Annotated in this window: 20 protein-coding genes; 7 read left to right on the forward strand and 13 right to left on the reverse strand. The window is 63.4% G+C overall.

The genetic code is table 11. The features are described from left to right. The first annotated feature begins 114 nt into the window (after positions 1-114). From thrC to SLT36_RS23100, 4 genes are read left to right on the forward strand one after another with little or no spacing between them, the layout of a single operon-like run. Positions 115-1512 carry a threonine synthase gene (gene thrC, locus SLT36_RS23085; protein ID WP_432284607.1) on the forward strand — a complete coding sequence of 466 codons (1398 nt, stop codon included), beginning with the start codon at positions 115-117 and terminating at the stop codon, positions 1510-1512. A gap of 14 nt (positions 1513-1526) precedes the next feature. Beyond that, a complete protein-coding gene (locus SLT36_RS23090) occupies positions 1527-2819 on the forward strand; it encodes a M16 family metallopeptidase (RefSeq protein WP_067964558.1) in 1293 nt (430 codons plus the stop codon). 15 nt (positions 2820-2834) lie between these two features. Further along, entirely contained in the window at positions 2835-3431 is a 597-nt protein-coding gene (locus tag SLT36_RS23095) for a GNAT family N-acetyltransferase (RefSeq protein WP_067964560.1), read from the forward strand. 2 nt (positions 3432-3433) lie between these two features. After that, on the forward strand, positions 3434-6322 hold the full coding sequence (locus tag SLT36_RS23100) for an EAL domain-containing protein (RefSeq protein ID WP_067964562.1): 2889 nt from the start codon (positions 3434-3436) through the stop codon (positions 6320-6322). Here the strand turns inward: SLT36_RS23100 and SLT36_RS23105 are convergent. Continuing rightward, the gene (locus SLT36_RS23105) at positions 6313-6921 is read right to left on the reverse strand and encodes a YqgE/AlgH family protein (protein ID WP_067964563.1); all 609 of its coding nucleotides are present in this window, start codon (positions 6919-6921) and stop codon (positions 6313-6315) included. The two genes, SLT36_RS23100 and SLT36_RS23105, sit on opposite strands and share 10 nt — an antisense overlap. A 148-nt stretch (positions 6922-7069) precedes the next feature. On the opposite strand from SLT36_RS23105, the gene SLT36_RS23110 reads away from it, so the two are divergent. After that, positions 7070-7876: a protein-disulfide reductase DsbD domain-containing protein gene (locus tag SLT36_RS23110; protein ID WP_432284608.1), complete on the forward strand. Its 807-nt coding sequence runs from the start codon at positions 7070-7072 to the stop codon at positions 7874-7876. Positions 7877-7991: 115 nt separating this feature from the next. Next, complete coding sequence (locus SLT36_RS23115; protein WP_154386006.1) at positions 7992-8477, forward strand: peroxiredoxin; 486 nt, start codon at positions 7992-7994, stop codon at positions 8475-8477. Positions 8478-8550: 73 nt separating this feature from the next. On the opposite strand, the gene rnhA is transcribed toward SLT36_RS23115, so the two are convergent. The 12 genes from rnhA to coxB all read right to left on the reverse strand — a co-directional run bounded on the left by rnhA (position 8551) and on the right by coxB (position 18117). Beyond that, a complete protein-coding gene (gene rnhA / locus SLT36_RS23120) occupies positions 8551-9000 on the reverse strand; it encodes a ribonuclease HI (protein WP_067964568.1) in 450 nt (149 codons plus the stop codon). Further along, positions 8997-9959, reverse strand: coding sequence for a homoserine kinase (locus SLT36_RS23125; protein WP_432284609.1), 963 nt, complete (start codon positions 9957-9959; stop codon positions 8997-8999). Before SLT36_RS23125 ends, rnhA begins: the two co-directional genes overlap by 4 nt. Continuing rightward, positions 9959-10969, reverse strand: coding sequence for a 4-hydroxy-3-methylbut-2-enyl diphosphate reductase (gene ispH / locus SLT36_RS23130; RefSeq protein ID WP_432284610.1), 1011 nt, complete (start codon positions 10967-10969; stop codon positions 9959-9961). Before ispH ends, SLT36_RS23125 begins: the two co-directional genes overlap by 1 nt. Positions 10970-11115: 146 nt before the next feature. After that, complete coding sequence (locus SLT36_RS23135; protein WP_432284611.1) at positions 11116-11871, reverse strand: SURF1 family protein; 756 nt, start codon at positions 11869-11871, stop codon at positions 11116-11118. Next, positions 11868-12284 (reverse strand): DUF983 domain-containing protein, encoded by a 417-nt coding sequence (locus tag SLT36_RS23140; protein WP_432284612.1) that lies wholly within the window; start codon positions 12282-12284, stop codon positions 11868-11870. The genes SLT36_RS23135 and SLT36_RS23140 overlap by 4 nt, the downstream gene beginning before the upstream one ends. Further along, positions 12281-12772: a L,D-transpeptidase family protein gene (locus SLT36_RS23145; protein WP_432284614.1), complete on the reverse strand. Its 492-nt coding sequence runs from the start codon at positions 12770-12772 to the stop codon at positions 12281-12283. The genes SLT36_RS23140 and SLT36_RS23145 overlap by 4 nt, the downstream gene beginning before the upstream one ends. 83 nt (positions 12773-12855) lie before the next feature. Then, entirely contained in the window at positions 12856-13746 is an 891-nt protein-coding gene (locus SLT36_RS23150; RefSeq protein ID WP_432284615.1) for a cytochrome c oxidase subunit 3, read from the reverse strand. A 1-nt stretch (position 13747) separates the two neighbouring features. Further along, positions 13748-14380 (reverse strand): cytochrome c oxidase assembly protein, encoded by a 633-nt coding sequence (locus tag SLT36_RS23155; RefSeq protein ID WP_067966957.1) that lies wholly within the window; start codon positions 14378-14380, stop codon positions 13748-13750. An 8-nt stretch (positions 14381-14388) separates the two neighbouring features. Beyond that, positions 14389-14547 carry a hypothetical protein gene (locus tag SLT36_RS23160; RefSeq protein ID WP_165915792.1) on the reverse strand — a complete coding sequence of 53 codons (159 nt, stop codon included), beginning with the start codon at positions 14545-14547 and terminating at the stop codon, positions 14389-14391. Beyond that, positions 14547-15488 carry a heme o synthase gene (locus tag SLT36_RS23165; RefSeq protein WP_432284616.1) on the reverse strand — a complete coding sequence of 314 codons (942 nt, stop codon included), beginning with the start codon at positions 15486-15488 and terminating at the stop codon, positions 14547-14549. Before SLT36_RS23165 ends, SLT36_RS23160 begins: the two co-directional genes overlap by 1 nt. 75 nt (positions 15489-15563) lie before the next feature. Further along, complete coding sequence (gene ctaD, locus SLT36_RS23170) at positions 15564-17213, reverse strand: cytochrome c oxidase subunit I (RefSeq protein WP_067964581.1); 1650 nt, start codon at positions 17211-17213, stop codon at positions 15564-15566. A 37-nt stretch (positions 17214-17250) separates the two neighbouring features. Continuing rightward, on the reverse strand, positions 17251-18117 hold the full coding sequence (gene coxB, locus SLT36_RS23175; protein WP_067964583.1) for a cytochrome c oxidase subunit II: 867 nt from the start codon (positions 18115-18117) through the stop codon (positions 17251-17253). 381 nt (positions 18118-18498) lie between these two features. Here coxB and SLT36_RS23180 point away from each other — a divergent pair, with 381 nt between their 5' ends. Then, positions 18499-19011: an invasion associated locus B family protein gene (locus SLT36_RS23180; RefSeq protein WP_184769424.1), complete on the forward strand. Its 513-nt coding sequence runs from the start codon at positions 18499-18501 to the stop codon at positions 19009-19011. Positions 19012-19085: the final 74 nt, after the last annotated feature.

Genomic DNA, 19085 nt, shown 5'->3' on the forward strand with positions numbered 1-19085 from the left:
CTCTCGCAAAGCAGTCGTTCTATATCAACCGCGCGGCAAAAATGCGACTGACGGAGCGCAGTTTTCCCGTCCTGCCGACAGGCAGCAGGTCGCATAGCCTTGGATTGGATAGATATGCACTATGTGAGCACCCGTGGGGAAGCGCCCACGCTCGGATTTTCTGATGCTGTACTTGCCGGTCTGGCACGCGACGGCGGCCTTTACCTCCCGGCGCAATGGCCGACTTTCAGCCCCGCCGAAATCCGGGCGATGCGAGGCCTGAGCTATCCTGATCTCGCGATCAAACTGCTGACCCCGTTCCTCGGTGGCGAAATCAAGCCTGATGTCTTCGAGCGCCTGGTTCGCGAAGCCTATGGCACGTTCCGCCATGAAGCGGTCTGCCCGCTGGTCCAGACCGGCGCCAACAGCTTCGTGATCGAGCTGTTCCATGGTCCCACCCTCGCCTTCAAGGACGTCGCCATGCAGCTCCTGGCGCGGCTGATGGACCATGTGCTTGCCGAACGTGGCCAGCGCGCGACCATCGTCGGCGCAACCTCGGGCGATACGGGCGGCGCTGCGATCGAAGCCTTTGCCGGGCGCGAACGCACCGACATCTTCATCCTGTTTCCGCATGGCCGCGTCTCGCCGGTGCAGCAGCGCCAGATGACCACCTCCGACGCCGCCAACGTGCATGCGCTGTCGATCGAAGGAAACTTCGACGATTGCCAGGGCCTGGTGAAGGACATGTTCAACGACCACGGCTTCCGCGACCGTGTTCAGCTGTCGGGCGTGAATTCGATCAACTGGGCCCGCATCATGGCCCAGATCGTCTATTATTTCTCCTCCGCCATCTCGCTCGGCGCCCCCGACCGGCTGGTGTCGTTCACCGTGCCGACCGGCAATTTCGGCGACATCTTCGCCGGCTATGCCGCCAAGAAGATGGGGCTGCCGATCGACCAGCTGGTCATCGCCACCAACGACAACGACATTCTCGACCGCACGCTGAAGAGCGGCGAGTACCGCCAGACCGGGGTGGTGGCCACCACCTCGCCATCGATGGACATCCAGGTTTCGTCCAACTTCGAGCGCCTGCTGTTCGAGGCTTCCGACCGCGATCCAGCGGTGGTACGCCGCTACATGGCCAGCCTCAAGCAGTCCGGCGCCTTCACCATCGAGGCGCAGGCACTGGCTGCGATCCGCGGCGAGTTCGGCGCCGGGCGCGCCGACATGAGCGAGACCGCAGCGACCATCCGCGCGACGCTCGACAAGAGCGGCTACCTGCTCGACCCCCACACCGCGACCGCCGTGCATGTCGCGTCCAGCCTGCCGAAAAGCGATGTGCCAATGGTCGTACTCGCCACCGCGCACCCGGCAAAGTTCCCCGCCGCCGTACTTGCAGCCAGCGGCATCGAGCCCGCTTTGCCAAAATGGCTGTCGGGGCTGATGGAACGTAAGGAAAAGTTCACGGTACTTCCATCAGAGATAAAAATGGTGGAAGATTACATTAGCCGCCGCACACGAGTGGCGGATTAGGGAGTACGCGTAATATGGGTGTTGAGGTAAGCCGTCTGTCGAACGGCCTGACAGTGGCCACTGAAACACTTCCAAGCGTAGAGACAGTCGCTCTCGGCACATGGGTCAAGTCTGGCGCGCGCAACGAGCGTGATGACGAACATGGCATGGCCCACCTGCTCGAGCACATGGCTTTCAAGGGCACCAAGAACCGGACCGCCTTCCAGATTGCCTCCCAGATCGAAAATGTCGGCGGCGAAATCAACGCCGCCACATCGGTCGAAACGACCTCCTTCTACGCCCGCGTGCTGTCAGACGACGTGCCGCTGGCCGTCGACATCCTGTCCGACATTCTCCAGGATTCGGAGTTCGACCCGGACGAGCTCGAACGCGAGCAGCACGTCATCCTGCAGGAAATAGGTGCCGCGCACGACACGCCGGACGACATCGTCTTCGATCGCTTCACCGAAACGGCTTTCCGTCACCAGACCATCGGCCGTTCGATCCTCGGCACGCCGGAGACGGTGAAATCCTTCACCTCTGCCAATCTTCACGACTTCATGACCCGCCAGTACGGCGCCGAGCGGATGGTCGTGGTCGCTGCCGGCGACGTCAAGCATGACGAGTTCGTCCGCCACGTCGAAAAGCGTCTCGGCAATTTCCGCTCCAAGGCCGAAAGCGCCATTCCGCAATATGCGCAATATGTCGGCGGCGACTTCCGCGAAGACCGCGACCTGATGGACGCGCAGATCGTGCTCGGCTTCGAAGGCCGCGCCTACCATGTGCGCGACTTCTACGCCTCGCAGGTGCTGTCGATGATCCTCGGCGGCGGCATGTCCTCGCGACTGTTCCAGGAAGTGCGCGAGAAGCGCGGCCTCTGCTACTCGGTCTATGCCTTCCATTGGGGCTTTTCCGACACCGGCATCTTCGGCATCCATGCCGCCACCGGCCAGAGCGACATCGCCGAACTGATTCCCGTCATCATCAACGAGCTGCAGCGGACCGGCGAGAACATCCTGCTCGAAGAGCTGGACCGCGCCCGCGCGCAGTATCGCGCCGGCCTGATCATGTCGGCCGAGAGCTGCTCCAGCCGCGCCTCGCAGATCGCGCGCCAGCTCCTGCTGTTCGGCCGTCCGATCGCCAAGGAAGAGCTGATGGAACGGCTCGGCGCACTCACCGTCGACCGCCTGACCGACCTGTCGTCGCGGCTGTTCTCGACCCGCCCGACCATCACCGCGGTTGGTCCCGTCGGCACGCTGGCGCCTTACGAATCAATCCTGGACTCGCTGCCGGGCGCACAGGCAACCGCCCGCAAGCTCGCCGTCTGAGCAGCATTTGCACGCATGTTCTCGCTCTCGCTTTTTCGCCGCGATACCCCGGCACTGAGAGGCGAACGCGTCAATCTGCGCCTGCCAAACTGGCGCGACTATCACGAATGGGTCACGCTGCGCGGGGAAAGCCGCTCTTTCCTCGAACCGTGGGAGCCGCGCTGGGCGCCCGACGAACTCGACCGTTCAGCCTGGCGCATTCGCCTTGCGCGCTACCAGGATGAATTCATCCAGGGCACCGCGGCCGCCTTCTTCATCTATGAAAATGCGAGCGGCAAGCTCGTCGGCGGCATCACGCTTGGCAACATACGCTACGGCGTCGCCCAGACAGGGCATATCGGCTACTGGATCGGCGAGCGATATGCCGGCCGGGGCCTGATGGTCGATGCCCTCAAGCTGGTCGTGCGGCATGCCTTCGATACGCTTCGGTTGCACCGGATCGAGGCTGCCTGTATCCCCGACAACGCACGCTCCGTACGCGTGCTTGAAAAAGCCGGATTCCGGCGCGAAGGACTTTTGCGATCCTACCTCAGGATCAACGGCGAATGGCATGACCACTACCTCTACGCACTGATTGCGGACGACCCGCAAGCTGTCACCATGAAGGCCTGAACTTGTCGAAGCATTTCCTGCTGGCGCCGTTGTTTGCGCTCATCGTTTCCGTTGTCGCGAGCGTCTGCGCGGTGTCGCAGGCCTTGGCCGTGGAGCCGATCAAGATCTCCCGGGACGACGTCGCGCTCAATCTCACGGGCGCGGTCGAGATCTACAGGAATCAGGGCGAGAACTTCCAGGTTTCCACGGCCCCCGGCGCCGACGGCATCGTGCGCCGCATCGAGGTTGAAGCCAACGACCAGCGCTCCAGCGGCGACTGGGCCGTCTTCGCGCTCGCCAACACCACCGACCAGCAGCTCGATCGCCTGATCGTTGCGCCGCACTTCCGGCTTGTCGGCTCCGGCCTGTTCTGGCCCGACCTCGGCTCCAACCGCCTCACCGCCATCACGCCTTCCGAAGGCCTCGCTGTCGACCGCCAGGCGAGCCCCGACGCCGACGTCTTCCTGGTCACGCTCAACCCGGGTGCCGTCGTCACCTTCATCGCCGAGCTTGCTTCACCCAAGCTGCCGCAGGTCTATCTGTGGGATCCGGAATCCTACAAGGACACCGTCAATTCCTACACGCTGTTCCGCGGCATCGTCATCGGCATCGCCGGCCTGCTCGCGCTGTTCCTGACCATCCTGTTCGTGGTCAAGGGCACCTCGATGTTTCCTGCCACCGCAGCGCTTGCCTGGGCGGTGCTTGCCTATATCTGCGTCGACTTCGGCTTCCTCAACAAGGTCATCGAGGTATCCCCCGGCAACGAGCAGATATGGCGAGCGGGCACGGAGGTGGCGCTCGCCGGCACCTTCGTCGTGTTCCTGTTTGCCTATCTCAACCTCAACCGCTGGCATGGCCATTTCAGCTATGGCGCCTTCGTCTGGATCATCGGCCTGTTCCTGATCGCCGGCGTCGCCATCATCGATCCGGCCGTTGCCGCAGGCATCGCGCGCATCTCGTTTGCGGCAACCGCGCTCACCGGCCTCGGCCTGATCGTCTATCTCAGCATTCGCGGCTATGACCGCGCCATCATGCTGGTGCCCAGTTGGGCGATGGTGCTGATATGGCTCAGCGGCTCGTGGATGGCGATAACAGGCGTCCTCGACAACGACATCGTCCAGCCGGCGCTCGGCGGCGGCCTGATCCTGATCATCCTGTTGATCGGCTTCACCGTCATGCAGCACGCCTTCGCCGGCGGCGGCGCCCATCAGGGCCTGTTCAGCGACATGGAACGGCAGGCGCTCGCCATCTCCGGCTCCGGCGACATCGTCTGGGACTGGGACGTGCTGCGCGACCGCGTCGTCACCCGTCCCGACGTCTCGGTCCAGCTCGGCCTTGCGCCGAACAGCCTTGGCGGTGCTGCCCGCAACTGGCTGCCGGTGCTGCATTCCGACGACCGCGACACCTTCCGCACAACGCTCGACGTGGTGCTGGAGCACCGCCGCGGCCGCGTCTCGCAGAGCTTCCGCCTGCGCGGCGCCGACGGCCACTACCACTGGTTCCAGCTCAAGGCGCGGCCAGTCATCGGCTCCGATGGCGAGGTCATCCGCTGCGTCGGCACCATGGTCGACGTCACCGAACAGAAGAAATCCGAAGAGCGCCTGCTGCACGACGCCGTGCACGACAACCTGACCGGCCTGCCCAACCGCGAGCTGTTCATGAACCGGCTCGAGGCGATCATCTCGATCGCCCGCACCGAAGAGAAGGTCCGGCCGTCGGTGTTCGTCATCGACATCGACCGCTTCAAGCAGGTCAATGACGGCCTGGGCATTTCGGCCGGCGACACCATCCTTCTGACCATCGCGCGCCGCCTGCACCGGCTGCTCAAGCCCAAGGATTCGCTGTCGCGCTTTGCCGGCGACCAATTCGCGCTGATGCTGTTGTCGGAACAGGACCCGTCGCGCATCGCCGCCGTCGCCGACGCCATCAAGCAGGCGATCAAGGCGCCGATCACCTTCGCCAAGCGCGAGATCGTGCTGACCGCCTCCGTCGGCCTGATCACCTGGACAACCGCCCAGGCGACGGCCGAAGACATGGTCAAGGACGCCGAGCTTGCCATGCACCAGGCCAAGCGTTTCGGCGGCGACCGCATCGAACCGTTCCGTCCGGCCTTCCGCACCGTGGGCACCGACCGCCTGCAGCTCGAATCGGACCTCCGCCGCGCCATCGAGCGCAAGGAATTCACCCTCGCCTACCAGCCGATCGTGCGGCTGGAAGACGGCAGCGTCGCCGGCTTCGAGGCGCTGCTCAGATGGGACCACCCGCGTCGCGGCATGATCCCGCCGGGCGATTTCATCCCCGTAGCCGAGGGCTGCGGCCTGATCGTCCAGCTCGGCCTGTTCGCAATGCAGCGCGCCGCCGAGGATCTGGCCGACTGGCAGAAGCAGATCAGCGACGCGCCGCTGTCGGTGTCGGTCAATCTGTCGAGCCGCCAGCTCATCCGCCGCGACCTCGTCAGCGATGTCCGCTCGGTCATCGCACGGGCCAATCTCAAGCCGCGCTGCTTCCGCCTGGAGCTGACGGAATCGCTGGTCATGGACAATCCCGAGCAGACCAACCACGTGCTGACCAAGCTCAAGCAGCTGGGCATCGGCCTGTCGCTCGACGATTTCGGCACCGGCTATTCGTCACTCGCCTATCTCACCCGCTTCCCCTTCGACACCATCAAGATCGACAAGAGCTTCGTCGACGACACCTCACCCAAGCGCGCGGTGCTGCTCAAGTCGATGGTCAACATGGCGCATGAGCTCGGGCTATCGGTGGTCGCCGAAGGCATCTCCGACGAGAGCGACGCGCTCGAACTGCGGCAGATGGGCTGCGAATATGTGCAGAGCTTCATGTTCGGCGCGCCGGTTCCCGGCGACCAGGCCCTGAAGATGCTGAAAGAGCAGTATCCGCTTGCTCAGGCGTGACCGGCAGCGCTGCTGAGCCGCGCAAGGTCGATGCCGAGCGTGGCCAGGATGCGGTCGTATTTGCGGTCGATGTCGGTGTCGAACAGAAGCTCCGACGTCGCCGGGCAGGTCAGCCAGCCATTCTCGGCGATTTCGCTTTCGAGCTGGCCGGCGCCCCAGCCGGAATAGCCGAGCGCCATCAGCGCATGGCGCGGCCCGCGTCCGGCGGAAATGGCGCGCAGGATGTCGACGGTCGCCGTCAGGCAGATCTCTTCTGAGACAGGCAACGAGGACTCGACCTTGTAGTCGTCGCTGTGCAGCACGAAGCCGCGGCTGCGGTCGACCGGCCCGCCATTGCGGACGATGAAGTCCTTGGCCTTGCCAGGCAGCCGGATCGCCTCCTGCTCGTCGAGGATCCCGAGTTGCACAAGCAGATCAGGAAACAGCAGCGGCTGGACCTGGTTGATGATCAGACCCATGGCGCCTTCGTCGCTATGGGCACAGATGTAGATCACGGCACGCGAGAACCTGTCGTCCTTCATCCCCGGCATGGCGATGAGGAACTGATCGTCGAGAAAACCGCGCTGCGAAGCGCCCTTTTTCTGGCGTAAGAGGTCCATGGCTTGAAGGTAACGCGTTTCCTGCCGTCTTGAAAGATGGCGCACGGCGCGACGCATTCATCTTTTGACAGGCAACGTCACGCAAAAATGATGCGATGTGTTGGCGCCCCCTGTTGCGGACGCTGCGGGAGGCTATCAAATCACCGCCATGAAAATAGCGCTCCACTCCGCGATCGGCCTCTGCGCGGCATTGCTTGCCACTGCCCCGGCCCACGCCTCCTCGTCAGCCTGGTTCGAAGCCGATGGCGGCCGTTTCCGCCTGGTCACCTCGGGGGTGCCTGATGCATCCGGCAAGCTGCAGGGCGTGCTCGACATCGAGCTCAAGCGTGGCTGGAAAACCTATTGGCGTGACCCCGGCAATTCCGGCGTGCCGCCGCAGATCGACGTCTCGGCAAGCCGCAACGTATCGGGCATCGACCTGTCCTACCCGGCGCCGCGCCGTCATGACGACGGCTATGCCAAATGGGCCGGCTACGACCACTCCGTGCGCCTGCCCGTGAGCTTCACCGTTGCCGCCCCGGGCGAACCGGCGACCATCACCGCCAACGTGTTCCTCGGCGTCTGCGAGACGATCTGCGTGCCGGTGCAGGCCACGCTTGAGGTCGATCCCGCCGCCGACCCCGACAATCCAGGCGATGCCATCCTGGTGAAGACGGCGCTTGCCGCCCTCCCCGGTGCCGCACAACAGGACTTCGGCGCCACGCTGGAGCCGGCCGAAGGCGAGCACGTCTCGATCGTGGCCAAGGCACCCGGCCCTGCAGATGCGCTTGATGTCTTCGTCGCCGGCGTGGACGGCTACGTCCTCGGCACGCCCGAGCGGCACATAGAGGGCGGCAAGGCGGTGTTCACCGTCAAGCTGCTCGAACGCCCTGACACAAAGCCAGCCGGCAAGGGACTGCCCTACACGCTGACAAGTGCTGCAGGCGCCGTCGAGGGATTTTTGCCCTATCCCTGAAAAGGGCTGTCCAGCTTCCTATATCCAGCTGGCCATTGGACGCGGGCGACATCTGCGCTAGGTGATTGCCGCGTCCTTCCGATTTCAACTCGAACTCTATGCTTACGAGGAATTCATGACCATTTCGATCGGCGACAAGCTGCCAGCGGCCACGTTCAAGACGATGACCGCCGATGGCGCCAAGAGCATCAGCTCCGATGAAATCTTTGCCGGCAAGAAGGTCGTGCTGTTTGCGGTACCGGGCGCCTTCACGCCGACCTGCAGCAACAACCACCTGCCCGGCTATGTCGAGAACCATGACGCGATCATCGCGCGCGGCGTCGACACCATTGCGGTGGTTTCGGTCAACGACGTCCATGTCATGGGCGCCTGGGCCCGGTTCAGCGGCGGCGAAGGCAAGGTGCAGTTCCTCGCCGACGGCAGCGGCGATTTCGCCCGCGCCATCGGCCTCGACACCGACCTTTCGGCCGCCGGCATGGGCCTGCGCTCGAAGCGTTATTCGATGATTGTCGAAGACGGCAAGGTCGCCCAGCTCAACCTCGAGGGCGCACCCGGCCAGGCCGTCGATTCTGGCGCGGCCCGCATTCTCGAACAGCTCTGACTGACACAGCTCCAAGACTGAAAAGGGCGCGCGGCCTTACGGCGGCGCGCCCCACTCGGGCCTGGCAGAAGGCCTACGCCTTGCGGCCACTCTTGAACGGCGCCATGCCCTCACGCGCCAGCTCGTCGGCGCGTTCGTTCTCAGGATGGCCGGCATGGCCCTTGACCCAGTGCCACTTGACCTTGTGACGCCTGTTGGCCTCATCAAGCGCCTGCCACAGCTCGCCGTTCTTGACCGGCTTCTTGTCGGCGGTCTTCCAGCCGTTCTTCTTCCAGCCGTGGATCCATTTCGAGATCCCGTCCATGACGTATTTGCTGTCGGTGTGCAGGTCGATCTCGCACGGCTCCTTGAGGGAGTTCAGGGCAGATATCGCAGCCAGCAACTCCATACGGTTGTTGGTGGTCTCCGCCTCGCCGCCCGACAGCTCCTTGACCTTGGCCTTGTAGCGCATGAGCGCCCCCCAGCCACCCGGACCCGGATTGCCCGAGCAGGCGCCATCGGTGAAAATTTCAACTTGCTTCATTTCAGTCCGTATTCCTGGGCGGTCTTGATCGTCCGATGGAAGCGCATGCGGCGGATGTATTCCGACGGGTCACGCTTCATCACCAGTCCGCCGTCCGGCACCGTCAGCCAGTCGTAGAGCCGCGTCAGCATGAAGCGCAGGGCCGAGCCGCGCGCCAGGATCGGCAGCGCTGCCTTCTCGTCCGCGCTGAGCGGGCGGACGCTCTGATAGCCGTCCAGCAGGGCCGTGCCCTTGGTCAGGTTGAAGGAAAAATCCTTCTCGAAGCACCAGGCATTGAGGCAGGTGGCGAGGTCGTAGGCGTAGGCGTCGTTGCAGGCGAAATAGAAGTCGATCAGGCCCGACAGATTGTCGCCGAGGAAAAACACATTGTCCGGGAACAGGTCGGCGTGGATGACGCCCGACGGCAGGTTCTTTGGCCAGTTCTTCTCGAACTCGGCAAAGTCGGCGTCGACTTCGCGGGCGAGCCCGGGCTCGACTTCGTCGGCACGTGGATGTGCTGCATCCCAGAGCTTGCGCCAACCATCGATGGCGAGCGAATTCGGCCGCGTCATCGCAAAGTCCCTGCCGGCGATGTGCAGTTCGGCCAGCGCCCTGCCGACCTCGCGGCAATGCACGACCTGCGGCCGGCGCAGCCACATGCCCTCCAGGAAGGTGATGACGACGGCCGGACGGCCGGCCAGCGTGCCGATGACATTGCCGTCCTTGCCGTCGACCGGCAGGGGGCAGGAAATGCCCTTGTGGGCAAGATGCTGCATCAGGCCGAGGAAGAACGGCAGGTCCGCCTTGTCGACTCGCTTCTCATACAGCGTCAGGATGTATGACCCTGTCGTGGTGTGCAGCAGGAAGTTGGTGTTCTCGGTCCCCTCGGCAATGCCCTTGTAGGACAGCAACTCGCCAACCGGATAATTGCGCAGGAACGCTTCGAGTTCGCCCTCGCCGACGTCGGTATAGACAGCCATCAGCCGTTACCGTTGACGAAGGCCATGTCGGCCGGCGTCAGCTCGACGTCGCGCAATACCCGCATCACCGGAAATTCCTCCGTCTCGGTCGCCGTGATGGCGAGTTCCACGTTCACCTCGAAGCGTTCGCGGAAAGCGTTGATGATCTCGTCGACGATGATCTCGGGCGCCGAAGCACCCGCCGACAGACCCAGCGTAGCGATGCCGCCGATGTCGTTCCACGGGATCTCCGACGCGCGCTGAACCAGCAGCGACATCTTGGCCCCTGCCCGCTCGGCGACTTCGACGAGACGGCGCGAATTGGACGAGTTGGGGGCGCCGACGACCAGATAGAGGTCGGAGCCCGGCGCCGTCTCCTTCACCGCGTCCTGGCGGTTGGTGGTGGCGTAGCAGATCGATTCGGCGGCGGGCGCCTCCATCGCCGGGAACTTCTCCTGCAGCGCCTTGAGGATGCCCGCTGTGTCTTCCACCGAAAGCGTCGTCTGGGTGACGAAGCCGAGTGCTTCGGGGTCGGCCGGCGTGAAGTTGCGGACGTCGGCCTCGGTTTCGATCAGCGTGACAGCATCCTCGTCCAGCTGGCCCATGGTGCCGATCACCTCGGGGTGGCCGGCATGGCCGATGAGCAGCACGTGGCGGCCCTTGCGCTGGTGACGCATCGCCTGCTTGTGCACCTTGGAGACCAGCGGGCAGGTGGCGTCGAGATAGAACAGATTGCGCGCAACCGCATCCGCCGGCACCGATTTCGGCACGCCATGGGCGGAAAACACGACCGGCGCGTCCTGGTGTTCGGCCGGGATCTCGCTCAGCTCTTCAATGAAAACAGCGCCGAGGTTCTGAAGCCCTTCGACGACATAACGGTTGTGCACGATCTCGTGGCGGACATAAACCGGCGCGCCGTACTTCTTCAATGCCAGCACGACGATCTGGATCGCCCGGTCGACACCTGCGCAGAAGCCGCGCGGCTGGCAGAGCCTGATCGTCAGGGGCGGTTTGGCAATCGTCTGGAGCATCTAATCCGCTTCTTCGTTCAGTGCCGAAATGATGTCTGTGCCCCCTTGCTGTCAAGGGAGGCTATTGCGCTAAGCGTGCTATCGGACACGCAAAGGCTGCTGTCGTCCTCTGAAGCTGTGCACCATTCCAAAATCGATCGGATGGTTCATTTGCCTTCGGGCCGGCGCAGCAACCAGACCCCCATGACACCCAGCAGTGCCGCAGCCAGCCCATACCAGGTGACCGCGTATTGCAGGTGGTTGTTGGGCATGTCGACCATGGTCACCCCGCCGACCGGCAGGCCACCCGGATTGGGCGTCTTGTCGGCATCGACGAAGAACGGCAGCACGACCGCACCGGCAGGCAGCCCGGCGCTCGCCGCCATGGCGTCGCGGTCCTTCCAGTAGAAGACGTTCTTGGCCGTGTCGTTGTCCGGCACCAGCGAACCCGGCTTGCCCTCCAGCGGATTGCGCGCCAACCCGACGATGCTGACGGGGCCCGTCACCTGTCCGGTCGGCCGCTTGGTCGCATCCTTGAGGTCGTAGGGAACGAAGCCGCGGTTCACCAGAACGAAGCGGCCGTCATCCAGCTTCAGCGGCGTGTAGACGTAGAAGCCGGACTGGCCTTCCCATGTCGCCAGGAAATGCCGCTCGCCGTCATGCATGAAGGTGCCCGATAGCGCGACCGGCCAATAGTCGACGTCGGCGGTGGCGCGGTACTTCACTTCCATTTCAGCCAATGGCAATGGCTGCGACTTCGTCCGTTCGGCAATCTGCGCGATCAGTTCCTCTTTCCAATAGAGCCGCTGGACCTGCCAGCTGCCAAGCACGAGCAGCAGCGCAAAGGCAATCGTGCCGAGCACGAGCATCAACACGTGCCCGGAACGTCGCGCCGGGACCGTCATCGTCTTTTCCTGGATCATTCGCCCTTGTCCAAACGCCCTTCGGCTGCCTTGTTGCGATACTGCAGCGTTATCAGCACGCCCTTGATGAGGCGCAGCGAGCCGAGGCCGAGAATGACGGTCAGCGGAATCCACAACAGCAGATGGAGCCACAGCGGCGGCCCATAATTGACCTCGAGCCACAGTGCGAGGCCGACGACGACGAAGCCGATGATGAGGATGACGAACACCGCCGGCCCGTCGCCGGCATCGGCAAAGGAATAGTCGAGCCGGCAAAAGCCGCATTCCTTGCCCACCGACAGGAAGCTGGAGAACAGCCTGCCTTCGCCGCAACGCGGGCAGCGCCCCTTGAGCCCGGCCGCGACCGGTTCGACCGGCGGCCAGATCGCCTGGTCCTCGCTCGGCTTGTCCTCGCTCGCCTTGTAATCACTCATGGATTTATCTCGATGGGAGTGCCGTTTGCGACCATCTGCCAAATCTCCGCCATGTCCTCGTCGGTAACGGCGATGCAGCCATTCGTCCAGTCGAACATCTGCGTCAGCCAGGACCACCAGCCATACCTGTTCGGCTGCCCATGGATCATAATCATTCCGCCCGGTTCGACACCTGCCCTCTTTGCCGCAGCCACGTCGTCGGCATTGGGATAGGAGATGTGGATCGACCTGTAGTAGCCGCTCTGCGGGTTGCGCCAGTCGAGCACGTAGCGGCCTTCGGGCGTGCGTTCGTCGCCCTCCATCGCCTTGTGCCCCACCGGGTTCGCGCCGAGCGCCATGGCGTAGCTGCGCACCACCTTGTCGCCGGAGACAAGTTCCAGCCGGCGCTCGGACTTGTCGACGCGGACGAGATCGACCTCGCCGGCCTGCGCGGTCATCGTCAGGGCACACAGGGCAATCATGAGAACGGCGAAGCGTCTTGTCTGCATGCCGGATGATTGCACCGGGAAAGCGCCTAAAAAGAGAAGGCGGCCGCGTTGCCGCGACCGCCTTGCATCAGGAACCGGATCGATCAGTGGCCGTGGGCGATGGTGCCGCCGACCGAACCCCAGATGTAGATCGCGGCGAACAGGAACAGCCACACCACGTCGACGAAGTGCCAGTACCAGGCCGCTGCCTCGAAGCCGAAATGCTGCTTCGGGGTGAAGCCGCCGCGCATGGCGCGGAACAGGCAGACCAGCAGGAAGATGGTGCCGACGATGACGTGGAAGCCGTGGAAGCCCGTCGCCATGAAGAAGGTCGCGCCGTAGATCGAGTCCTTGAAGGCGAACGGAGCGTGGATGTACTCGTAGGCCTGCACGAACGAGAACAGGATGCCGAGGCCGACCGTCAGCGCGAGGCCGTTGACCAGGCCCTTGCGGTCGTTGTGCAGCAGCGCGTGGTGCGCCCAGGTCACGGCCGTGCCCGACAGAAGCAGGATGATCGTGTTGTAGAGCGGCAGGTGGAACGGATCGAGGATCTCGATGCCCTTCGGAGGCCAGACGCCGCCGGTGAATTCAGCGCGCATGACCTGGTGCGCTTCATTCGGGAACAGCGCCGCGTCGAAGAACGCCCAGAACCAGGCGACGAAGAACATCACCTCGGAGGCTATGAACATGATCATGCCATAGCGCAGGTGGAGCGAGACGACGCGGGTATGATGGCCCTCGTTGCCTTCCTTGATCGTATCCGACCACCAGCCGAACATGGTGTAGAGCACGATCAGAAGGCCGATCAAGAAGAGCCAATAGTTGGCGCCGGCCATGTTGTAACCGAAGACCGGGAAGTTGCCGCCCTTGAGGTGCTGCATCCAGGCAACGCCGCCGAATGCCATGATCAGCGCACCCAGCGAGGCGAGGAACGGCCACGGGCTGGGATCGATGATGTGATAGTCGTGTTGTGGTTTCGCGTGCGCGTCTGCCATATCAGCCCCCGGCTTTTCCGTCGGAATTAACATTTTTCGCTTCGCCGTCAACCTTGGGCGCGACAGCTACAGGCTTTTCCCCCGCAATGGGGAAGAAGGTATAGGACAGCGTGATCGTCTTGACGTCCTTCATTTCAGGCACGTTGACGATTTCCGGATCGACGAAGAACACCACCGGCATGTCGAGCGTTTCGCCCGGCTTCAACGTCGTGTCGGTGAAGCAGAAGCACTCGACCTTGTTGAAATAGGCGCCGGCGATCTCCGGTGTGACGTTGAAGGTCGCACGGCCCTGGGTCGGCGTGTCGAAGACGTTCTTCGCCGTGTAATGGATCTGCTTGGTCTCGCCGATCTTGATCTGGACGTCGCGGGCCACGGGCTGGAAATCCCACGGCAGGCCGCCCGACACATTGGCGTCGAAACGCACGGTGATCTCGCGGTCGAGGATCTTGTCGGAATATTGCTCGACGCGCTGCGTCGTGCCGCCATAACCGGTGATCTGGCAGAACATGGCGTAGAGCGGCACTGCGGCATATGCCATGCCGACCATGCCGCCGACGAAAGCGACGCACATGCCCGCAACCATCCGGTTGGAGCTCTGCTTCTTCAGGTCGACAGCCTTGGTGTCGTCGGTCATGCCGTTGCTCATAGCGGCCGGTCCAGAATGGCCGGGCCGAACTTGGCGATGGTGGCGAGATAGAAGATGATGACGAGTGCCGCCAGCGCCAGGCCGATGGCGACGTTGCGGCTGCGGCGCGCCTTCTTCTGCTTGTCGGTGAGCGTCACCAGGTCCTTGTCCGACATCATGCACCTCCAAGCGCAAAGACACGCTCGATGATGCTGTCGGCCAGATAGGCCGCAAAGATCACGAACAGATACAGCAGCGAATAGGCAAAGAGCTGCTTGGCGGGCTTCATCACGCGATCGCTGTCCGGCATCCGGAGAACCTTCCAGGCGTACCAGACAAAGCCTGCGCCCAGCGCCAGCGCAACCACGCCATAACCGATGGTGGTGTAGCCGAGCAGCCAGGGCGCCACGCCGACGGGGGCGAGCAGCAGTGAATAGGCGAAGATCTGGCGCCGCGTCGAGGCTTCGCCGGCGACGTTCGGCATCATCGGGATGCCGGCGCGCTCGTAGTCCTGCGACTTGAACAGCGCCAGCGCCCAGAAGTGCGGCGGCGTCCACAGGAAGGTGATGAGGAAGAGCACGACGCTCTCGAAACTGACCGAACCGGTCACGGCGGCCCAGCCGATCATCGGCGGCAGCGCACCGGCCGCGCCACCGATGACGATGTTCTGCGGCGTCCAGCGCTTGAGCCACATCGTGTAGATGACGGCATAGAAGAAGATGGTGAAGGCGAGCAGTGCTGCCGAAAGCCAGTTGACGAGGACGCCGAGCGTCATCACCGAAAGGACCGAGAGCACGAGGCCGAAGGTCAGCGCTTCATGCGGCGTCACCTTGCCCGACGGAACCGGCCGGCTGGCGGTCCGCGTCATGACGGCGTCGATGTCGGCGTCGTACCACATGTTGAGCGCACCCGAAGCGCCTGCGCCGATGGCGATCGCCAGGATCGCGACGATGGCGAGGAACGGGTTGATGGTGGCAGGCGCGGCAACCATGCCGACAAAGGCGGTGAAGACCACCAGCGACATGACGCGCGGCTTCAGCAGGGCGAAGAAATCGCCCGCCGTCGCTTCCGACATGCGGATGGTTTGATCGTCAAACCGGTTGTGGACAAGGGCCATGCGTACTTACGTCCAGTCGTTCCGTTTGGCCGAAGCCGCCGGTCTTGCCGGCGGCTTCGTAGTTCAATCAGTGCCTTACTTGATCTTCGGCAGCTGTTCCCACTGGTGGAAGGGCGGCGGCGAAGGCAGCTGCCATTCGAGCGTGGTCGCACCATCGCCCCAGGGGTTGGCACCGGCGACGCGCTTCTTGGAGAAGGCTTCGAAGACGCCGAACAGGAAGATCAGCACGCCGATGGCCGAGATGTAGGAGCCGTAGGACGACACCGCGTTCCAGCCGGCATAAGCATCCGGATAGTCGATGTAGCGGCGCGGCATGCCGGCGAGGCCGAGGAAGTGCTGCGGGAAGAAGATCAGGTTCACGCCGACGAACGTCACCCAGAAGTGGGTGTTGGCGATCGCCGCCGAGTACATGTAGCCGGTCATCTTCGGGAACCAGTAGTACCAGGCCGCAAAGATCGCGAACACGGCACCCAGCGACAGCACGTAGTGGAAGTGCGCCACGACATAGTAGGTGTCATGCAGCGAACGGTCGAGACCGGCATTGGCCAGCTGCACGCCGGTGACGCCACCGACGGTGAACAGGAAGATGAAGCCGATCGCCCAGATCATCGGCGTCTTCATGGTGATCGAGCCGCCCCACATGGTGGCGATCCACGAGAAGATCTTCACACCGGTCGGAACCGCGATGACCATCGTGGCGAACACGAAGTAGCGCTGCGTGTCGAGCGACAGGCCGGTGGTGTACATGTGGTGAGCCCACACGACGAAGCCGACGGCGCCGATGGCGACCATGGCGTAGGCCATGCCGAGGTAACCGAAGATCGGCTTGCGCGAGAAGGTCGACACGATGTGGCTGACAATGCCGAAGCCCGGCAGGATCAGGATGTACACTTCCGGGTGACCGAAGAACCAGAACAGGTGCTGGAACAGGATCGGGTCGCCGCCGCCTTCAGGCGCGAAGAAGGTCGTGCCGAAATTGCGGTCGGTCAGAAGCATGGTGATGCCACCTGCCAGGACCGGCAGCGACAGCAGCAGCAGGAAGGCGGTGATCAGCACCGACCAGGCAAACAGCGGCATCTTGTGCAGCGTCATGCCCGGAGCGCGCATGTTGAAGATGGTGGTGATGAAGTTGATCGCACCGAGGATCGACGACGCGCCGGCGATGTGCAGCGACAGGATCGCCAGATCCATCGCCGGACCGGGCTGGCCCGAGGTCGAGAGCGGCGGATAGATCGTCCAGCCGCCGCCGACGCCGTGGGCGCCGGGAGCGCTCGGCATGAAGGCCGAGAGGATCAGCAGGATGAAGGCGGGCGGAAGCAGCCAGAACGAGATGTTGTTCATGCGCGGGAACGCCATGTCAGGCGCGCCGATCATGATCGGAACCATCCAGTTGGCGAAGCCGCCGATCAGCGCGGGCATGACCATGAAGAAGATCATGACCAGGCCGTGGGCCGTCGTGAACGCGTTGAACATGCTCTTGCCGGCGTCGATCGCCGAGTCGCCTTCGACGCCATAGACCATCGAGGCCAGGCCGTGGAAGATCTGGATACCCGGCTCGGCGAGTTCCCAGCGCATCATGACGGACAGGAAGCCGCCGATGCAGCCTGCCATGATCGCGAAGATCAGGTAGAGCGTTCCAATATCTTTGTGGTTGGTCGAGTACACCCACCGAACCCAGCCCTTCGGCTTGTGGTCGTGATGGTCGTGAGCTGCAGCGCCTGCCATGTTCCGCTCCGTTCCCTGATCCCTATTCTACCGCGGCTCAGTTGCCAGCGGCCGCGACCTTGGCCGCACCGTCCGTCTCGGCCATCAGCGCCTTGTTGGCACCCGGCAGATCGGTCTTAGCGGCGGCAAGCCACGTATTGTACTGTGCGTCGGAGACGACGCGGATTGCGATCGGCATGTAGGCGTGGTCCTTGCCGCAAAGCTCGGAGCACTGGCCGTAATAGAGGCCTTCCTTCTCAGCCTTGAACCAGATCTCGTTGATACGACCCGGCACCGCGTCCGTCTTCACGCCGAAGGCCGGCATGGCGAAGGCGTGGATGACGTCGCTGGCGGTGACGAGCACGCGAACCAGCGTGTTGATCGGGACGACGATTTCGTTGTCGACGGCGAGAAGGCGCGGATACGCGGCCCTGTCTTCCTTGCCGGCCGCGGCGCGGTCAGCATCGGCGAGCATCGCCGAGTTGAAGGAGAGCGGCTCGGCGTTCTGGTACTCGTAGTCCCAGTTCCACTGGTTGGCGGTCGCCTTGATCGTCAGCTTGGCGTCTTCCGGCGGCGAATACTGCGCCGTCAGGAGCTGGAACGACGGAATGGCCAGGAACAGCAGGATGACGACCGGACCGACGGTCCAGATGACCTCGATCAGCGTGTTGTGGCTGGTGCGCGACGGCACCGGGTTGGCGCTCGCGCGGAACCTGAAGATACAATAGGCCAACAGGAAAAGAACGAACAGCGTGATCGGAACGATGAACCACAGCGTGTAGTGCTCGAACCAGGTGATCTGTTCCATGATGCCGGTCGCGGCCGGCTGGAAAGTGGTTTGCCAAGGCGTCGGCTGAGCCGCATAGGCCGCGACGCTGGCAAGGGAAGCAGTCGCCGCGACGGCGCTAGCAAAGATCTTTCTCATCGCCCTCTGTATCTCCCATTTCCGTGCGGGCGTAGCCGCAAGGACATCGTGCCGCTCCGGGACGGGAATCCCAGAGACGTTCGGAGGTTCAAACCATACTCTCTTTATAACCGCAAGGAAGCAGAGGCTTAACCCGTGCGGCATTTTTGCGCGCAGGCACAGAGGCTGGCGCCGCGACGCGTTTGGCGCTAGGTGAAGAACGCGCAGGCGACAGGCCAATCGCCCCGCTTGTGCTGCCATGCCATCAAAAGGCGTCGCAATTCGGGCCAAATTGGCTTCGAATGTCTGGAAAACCTGAGATTGCAGGATGGCGAACGTGCCGTCTTGTTATTTACTTGCTGCCTGCACGGCCTGATAGTCGTGATTCGCAATGGAGCCGTCATGAAGTCTGGGCTTTTGAAAACCGTGGCGAAGATGCTCGTCGCCGCCGCCTGCGTGGTTCCCATGCAAGCCGGCGCGCAGCAGAGCGGCACGGTCAAGTCCACCCATGGCGCATGGTCGATCATCTGCGACACGCCCGCTGGCGCCACCAACGAGCAATGCGTGATGATGCAGAACGTGATTGCCGAGGACCGCCCCGAGATGGGGCTTTCGGTGGTCATCCTGCGCACCGCCGACAACAAGGCCGAGATCCTGCGCGTGCTGGCGCCGCTCGGCGTGCTCTTGCCCAACGGCCTCGGCCTCAATGTCGACCAGAAGGACATCGGCCGCGCCTATTTCGTGCGCTGCTTCCAGGACGGCTGCTACGCCGAGGTGATCCTCGACAAGACGCTGCTCGACACGCTGAAGTCAGGCAAGTCGGCGACCTTCATCGTCTTCCAGACGCCCGAAGAAGGCATCGGCATCCCCGTCGACCTCAACGGCTTCGGCGAAGGCTTCGCCGCCCTGCCGTAAGCGTTTGGCACTGGACACATTGTCCGGAGCCTCTGCGTCGCCTACATCGGGGTGAACACACTCACCTTGGAATA

The sequence above is a fragment of the Aminobacter sp. BA135 genome (assembly GCF_050859125.1).
GTDB classification, from domain to species: domain Bacteria; phylum Pseudomonadota; class Alphaproteobacteria; order Rhizobiales; family Rhizobiaceae; genus Aminobacter; species Aminobacter ciceronei.

Bases quoted from the DNA above. Each gene is read 5' to 3' on its own strand.
- thrC (WP_432284607.1), top strand. From the start codon at position 115: ATGCACTATGTGAGCACCCGTGGGGAAGCGCCCACGCTCGGATTTTCT.
- SLT36_RS23090 (WP_067964558.1), top strand. From the start codon at position 1,527: ATGGGTGTTGAGGTAAGCCGTCTGTCGAACGGCCTGACAGTGGCCACT.
- SLT36_RS23095 (WP_067964560.1), top strand. From the start codon at position 2,835: ATGTTCTCGCTCTCGCTTTTTCGCCGCGATACCCCGGCACTGAGAGGC.
- SLT36_RS23105 (WP_067964563.1), bottom strand. From the start codon at position 6,921: ATGGACCTCTTACGCCAGAAAAAGGGCGCTTCGCAGCGCGGTTTTCTC.
- SLT36_RS23110 (WP_432284608.1), top strand. From the start codon at position 7,070: ATGAAAATAGCGCTCCACTCCGCGATCGGCCTCTGCGCGGCATTGCTT.
- SLT36_RS23115 (WP_154386006.1), top strand. From the start codon at position 7,992: ATGACCATTTCGATCGGCGACAAGCTGCCAGCGGCCACGTTCAAGACG.
- rnhA (WP_067964568.1), bottom strand. From the start codon at position 9,000: ATGAAGCAAGTTGAAATTTTCACCGATGGCGCCTGCTCGGGCAATCCG.
- SLT36_RS23125 (WP_432284609.1), bottom strand. From the start codon at position 9,959: ATGGCTGTCTATACCGACGTCGGCGAGGGCGAACTCGAAGCGTTCCTG.
- ispH (WP_432284610.1), bottom strand. From the start codon at position 10,969: ATGCTCCAGACGATTGCCAAACCGCCCCTGACGATCAGGCTCTGCCAG.
- SLT36_RS23135 (WP_432284611.1), bottom strand. From the start codon at position 11,871: ATGATCCAGGAAAAGACGATGACGGTCCCGGCGCGACGTTCCGGGCAC.
- SLT36_RS23140 (WP_432284612.1), bottom strand. From the start codon at position 12,284: ATGAGTGATTACAAGGCGAGCGAGGACAAGCCGAGCGAGGACCAGGCG.
- SLT36_RS23145 (WP_432284614.1), bottom strand. From the start codon at position 12,772: ATGCAGACAAGACGCTTCGCCGTTCTCATGATTGCCCTGTGTGCCCTG.
- SLT36_RS23150 (WP_432284615.1), bottom strand. From the start codon at position 13,746: ATGGCAGACGCGCACGCGAAACCACAACACGACTATCACATCATCGAT.
- SLT36_RS23155 (WP_067966957.1), bottom strand. From the start codon at position 14,380: ATGACCGACGACACCAAGGCTGTCGACCTGAAGAAGCAGAGCTCCAAC.
- SLT36_RS23160 (WP_165915792.1), bottom strand. From the start codon at position 14,547: ATGTCGGACAAGGACCTGGTGACGCTCACCGACAAGCAGAAGAAGGCG.
- SLT36_RS23165 (WP_432284616.1), bottom strand. From the start codon at position 15,488: ATGGCCCTTGTCCACAACCGGTTTGACGATCAAACCATCCGCATGTCG.
- ctaD (WP_067964581.1), bottom strand. From the start codon at position 17,213: ATGGCAGGCGCTGCAGCTCACGACCATCACGACCACAAGCCGAAGGGC.
- coxB (WP_067964583.1), bottom strand. From the start codon at position 18,117: ATGAGAAAGATCTTTGCTAGCGCCGTCGCGGCGACTGCTTCCCTTGCC.
- SLT36_RS23180 (WP_184769424.1), top strand. From the start codon at position 18,499: ATGAAGTCTGGGCTTTTGAAAACCGTGGCGAAGATGCTCGTCGCCGCC.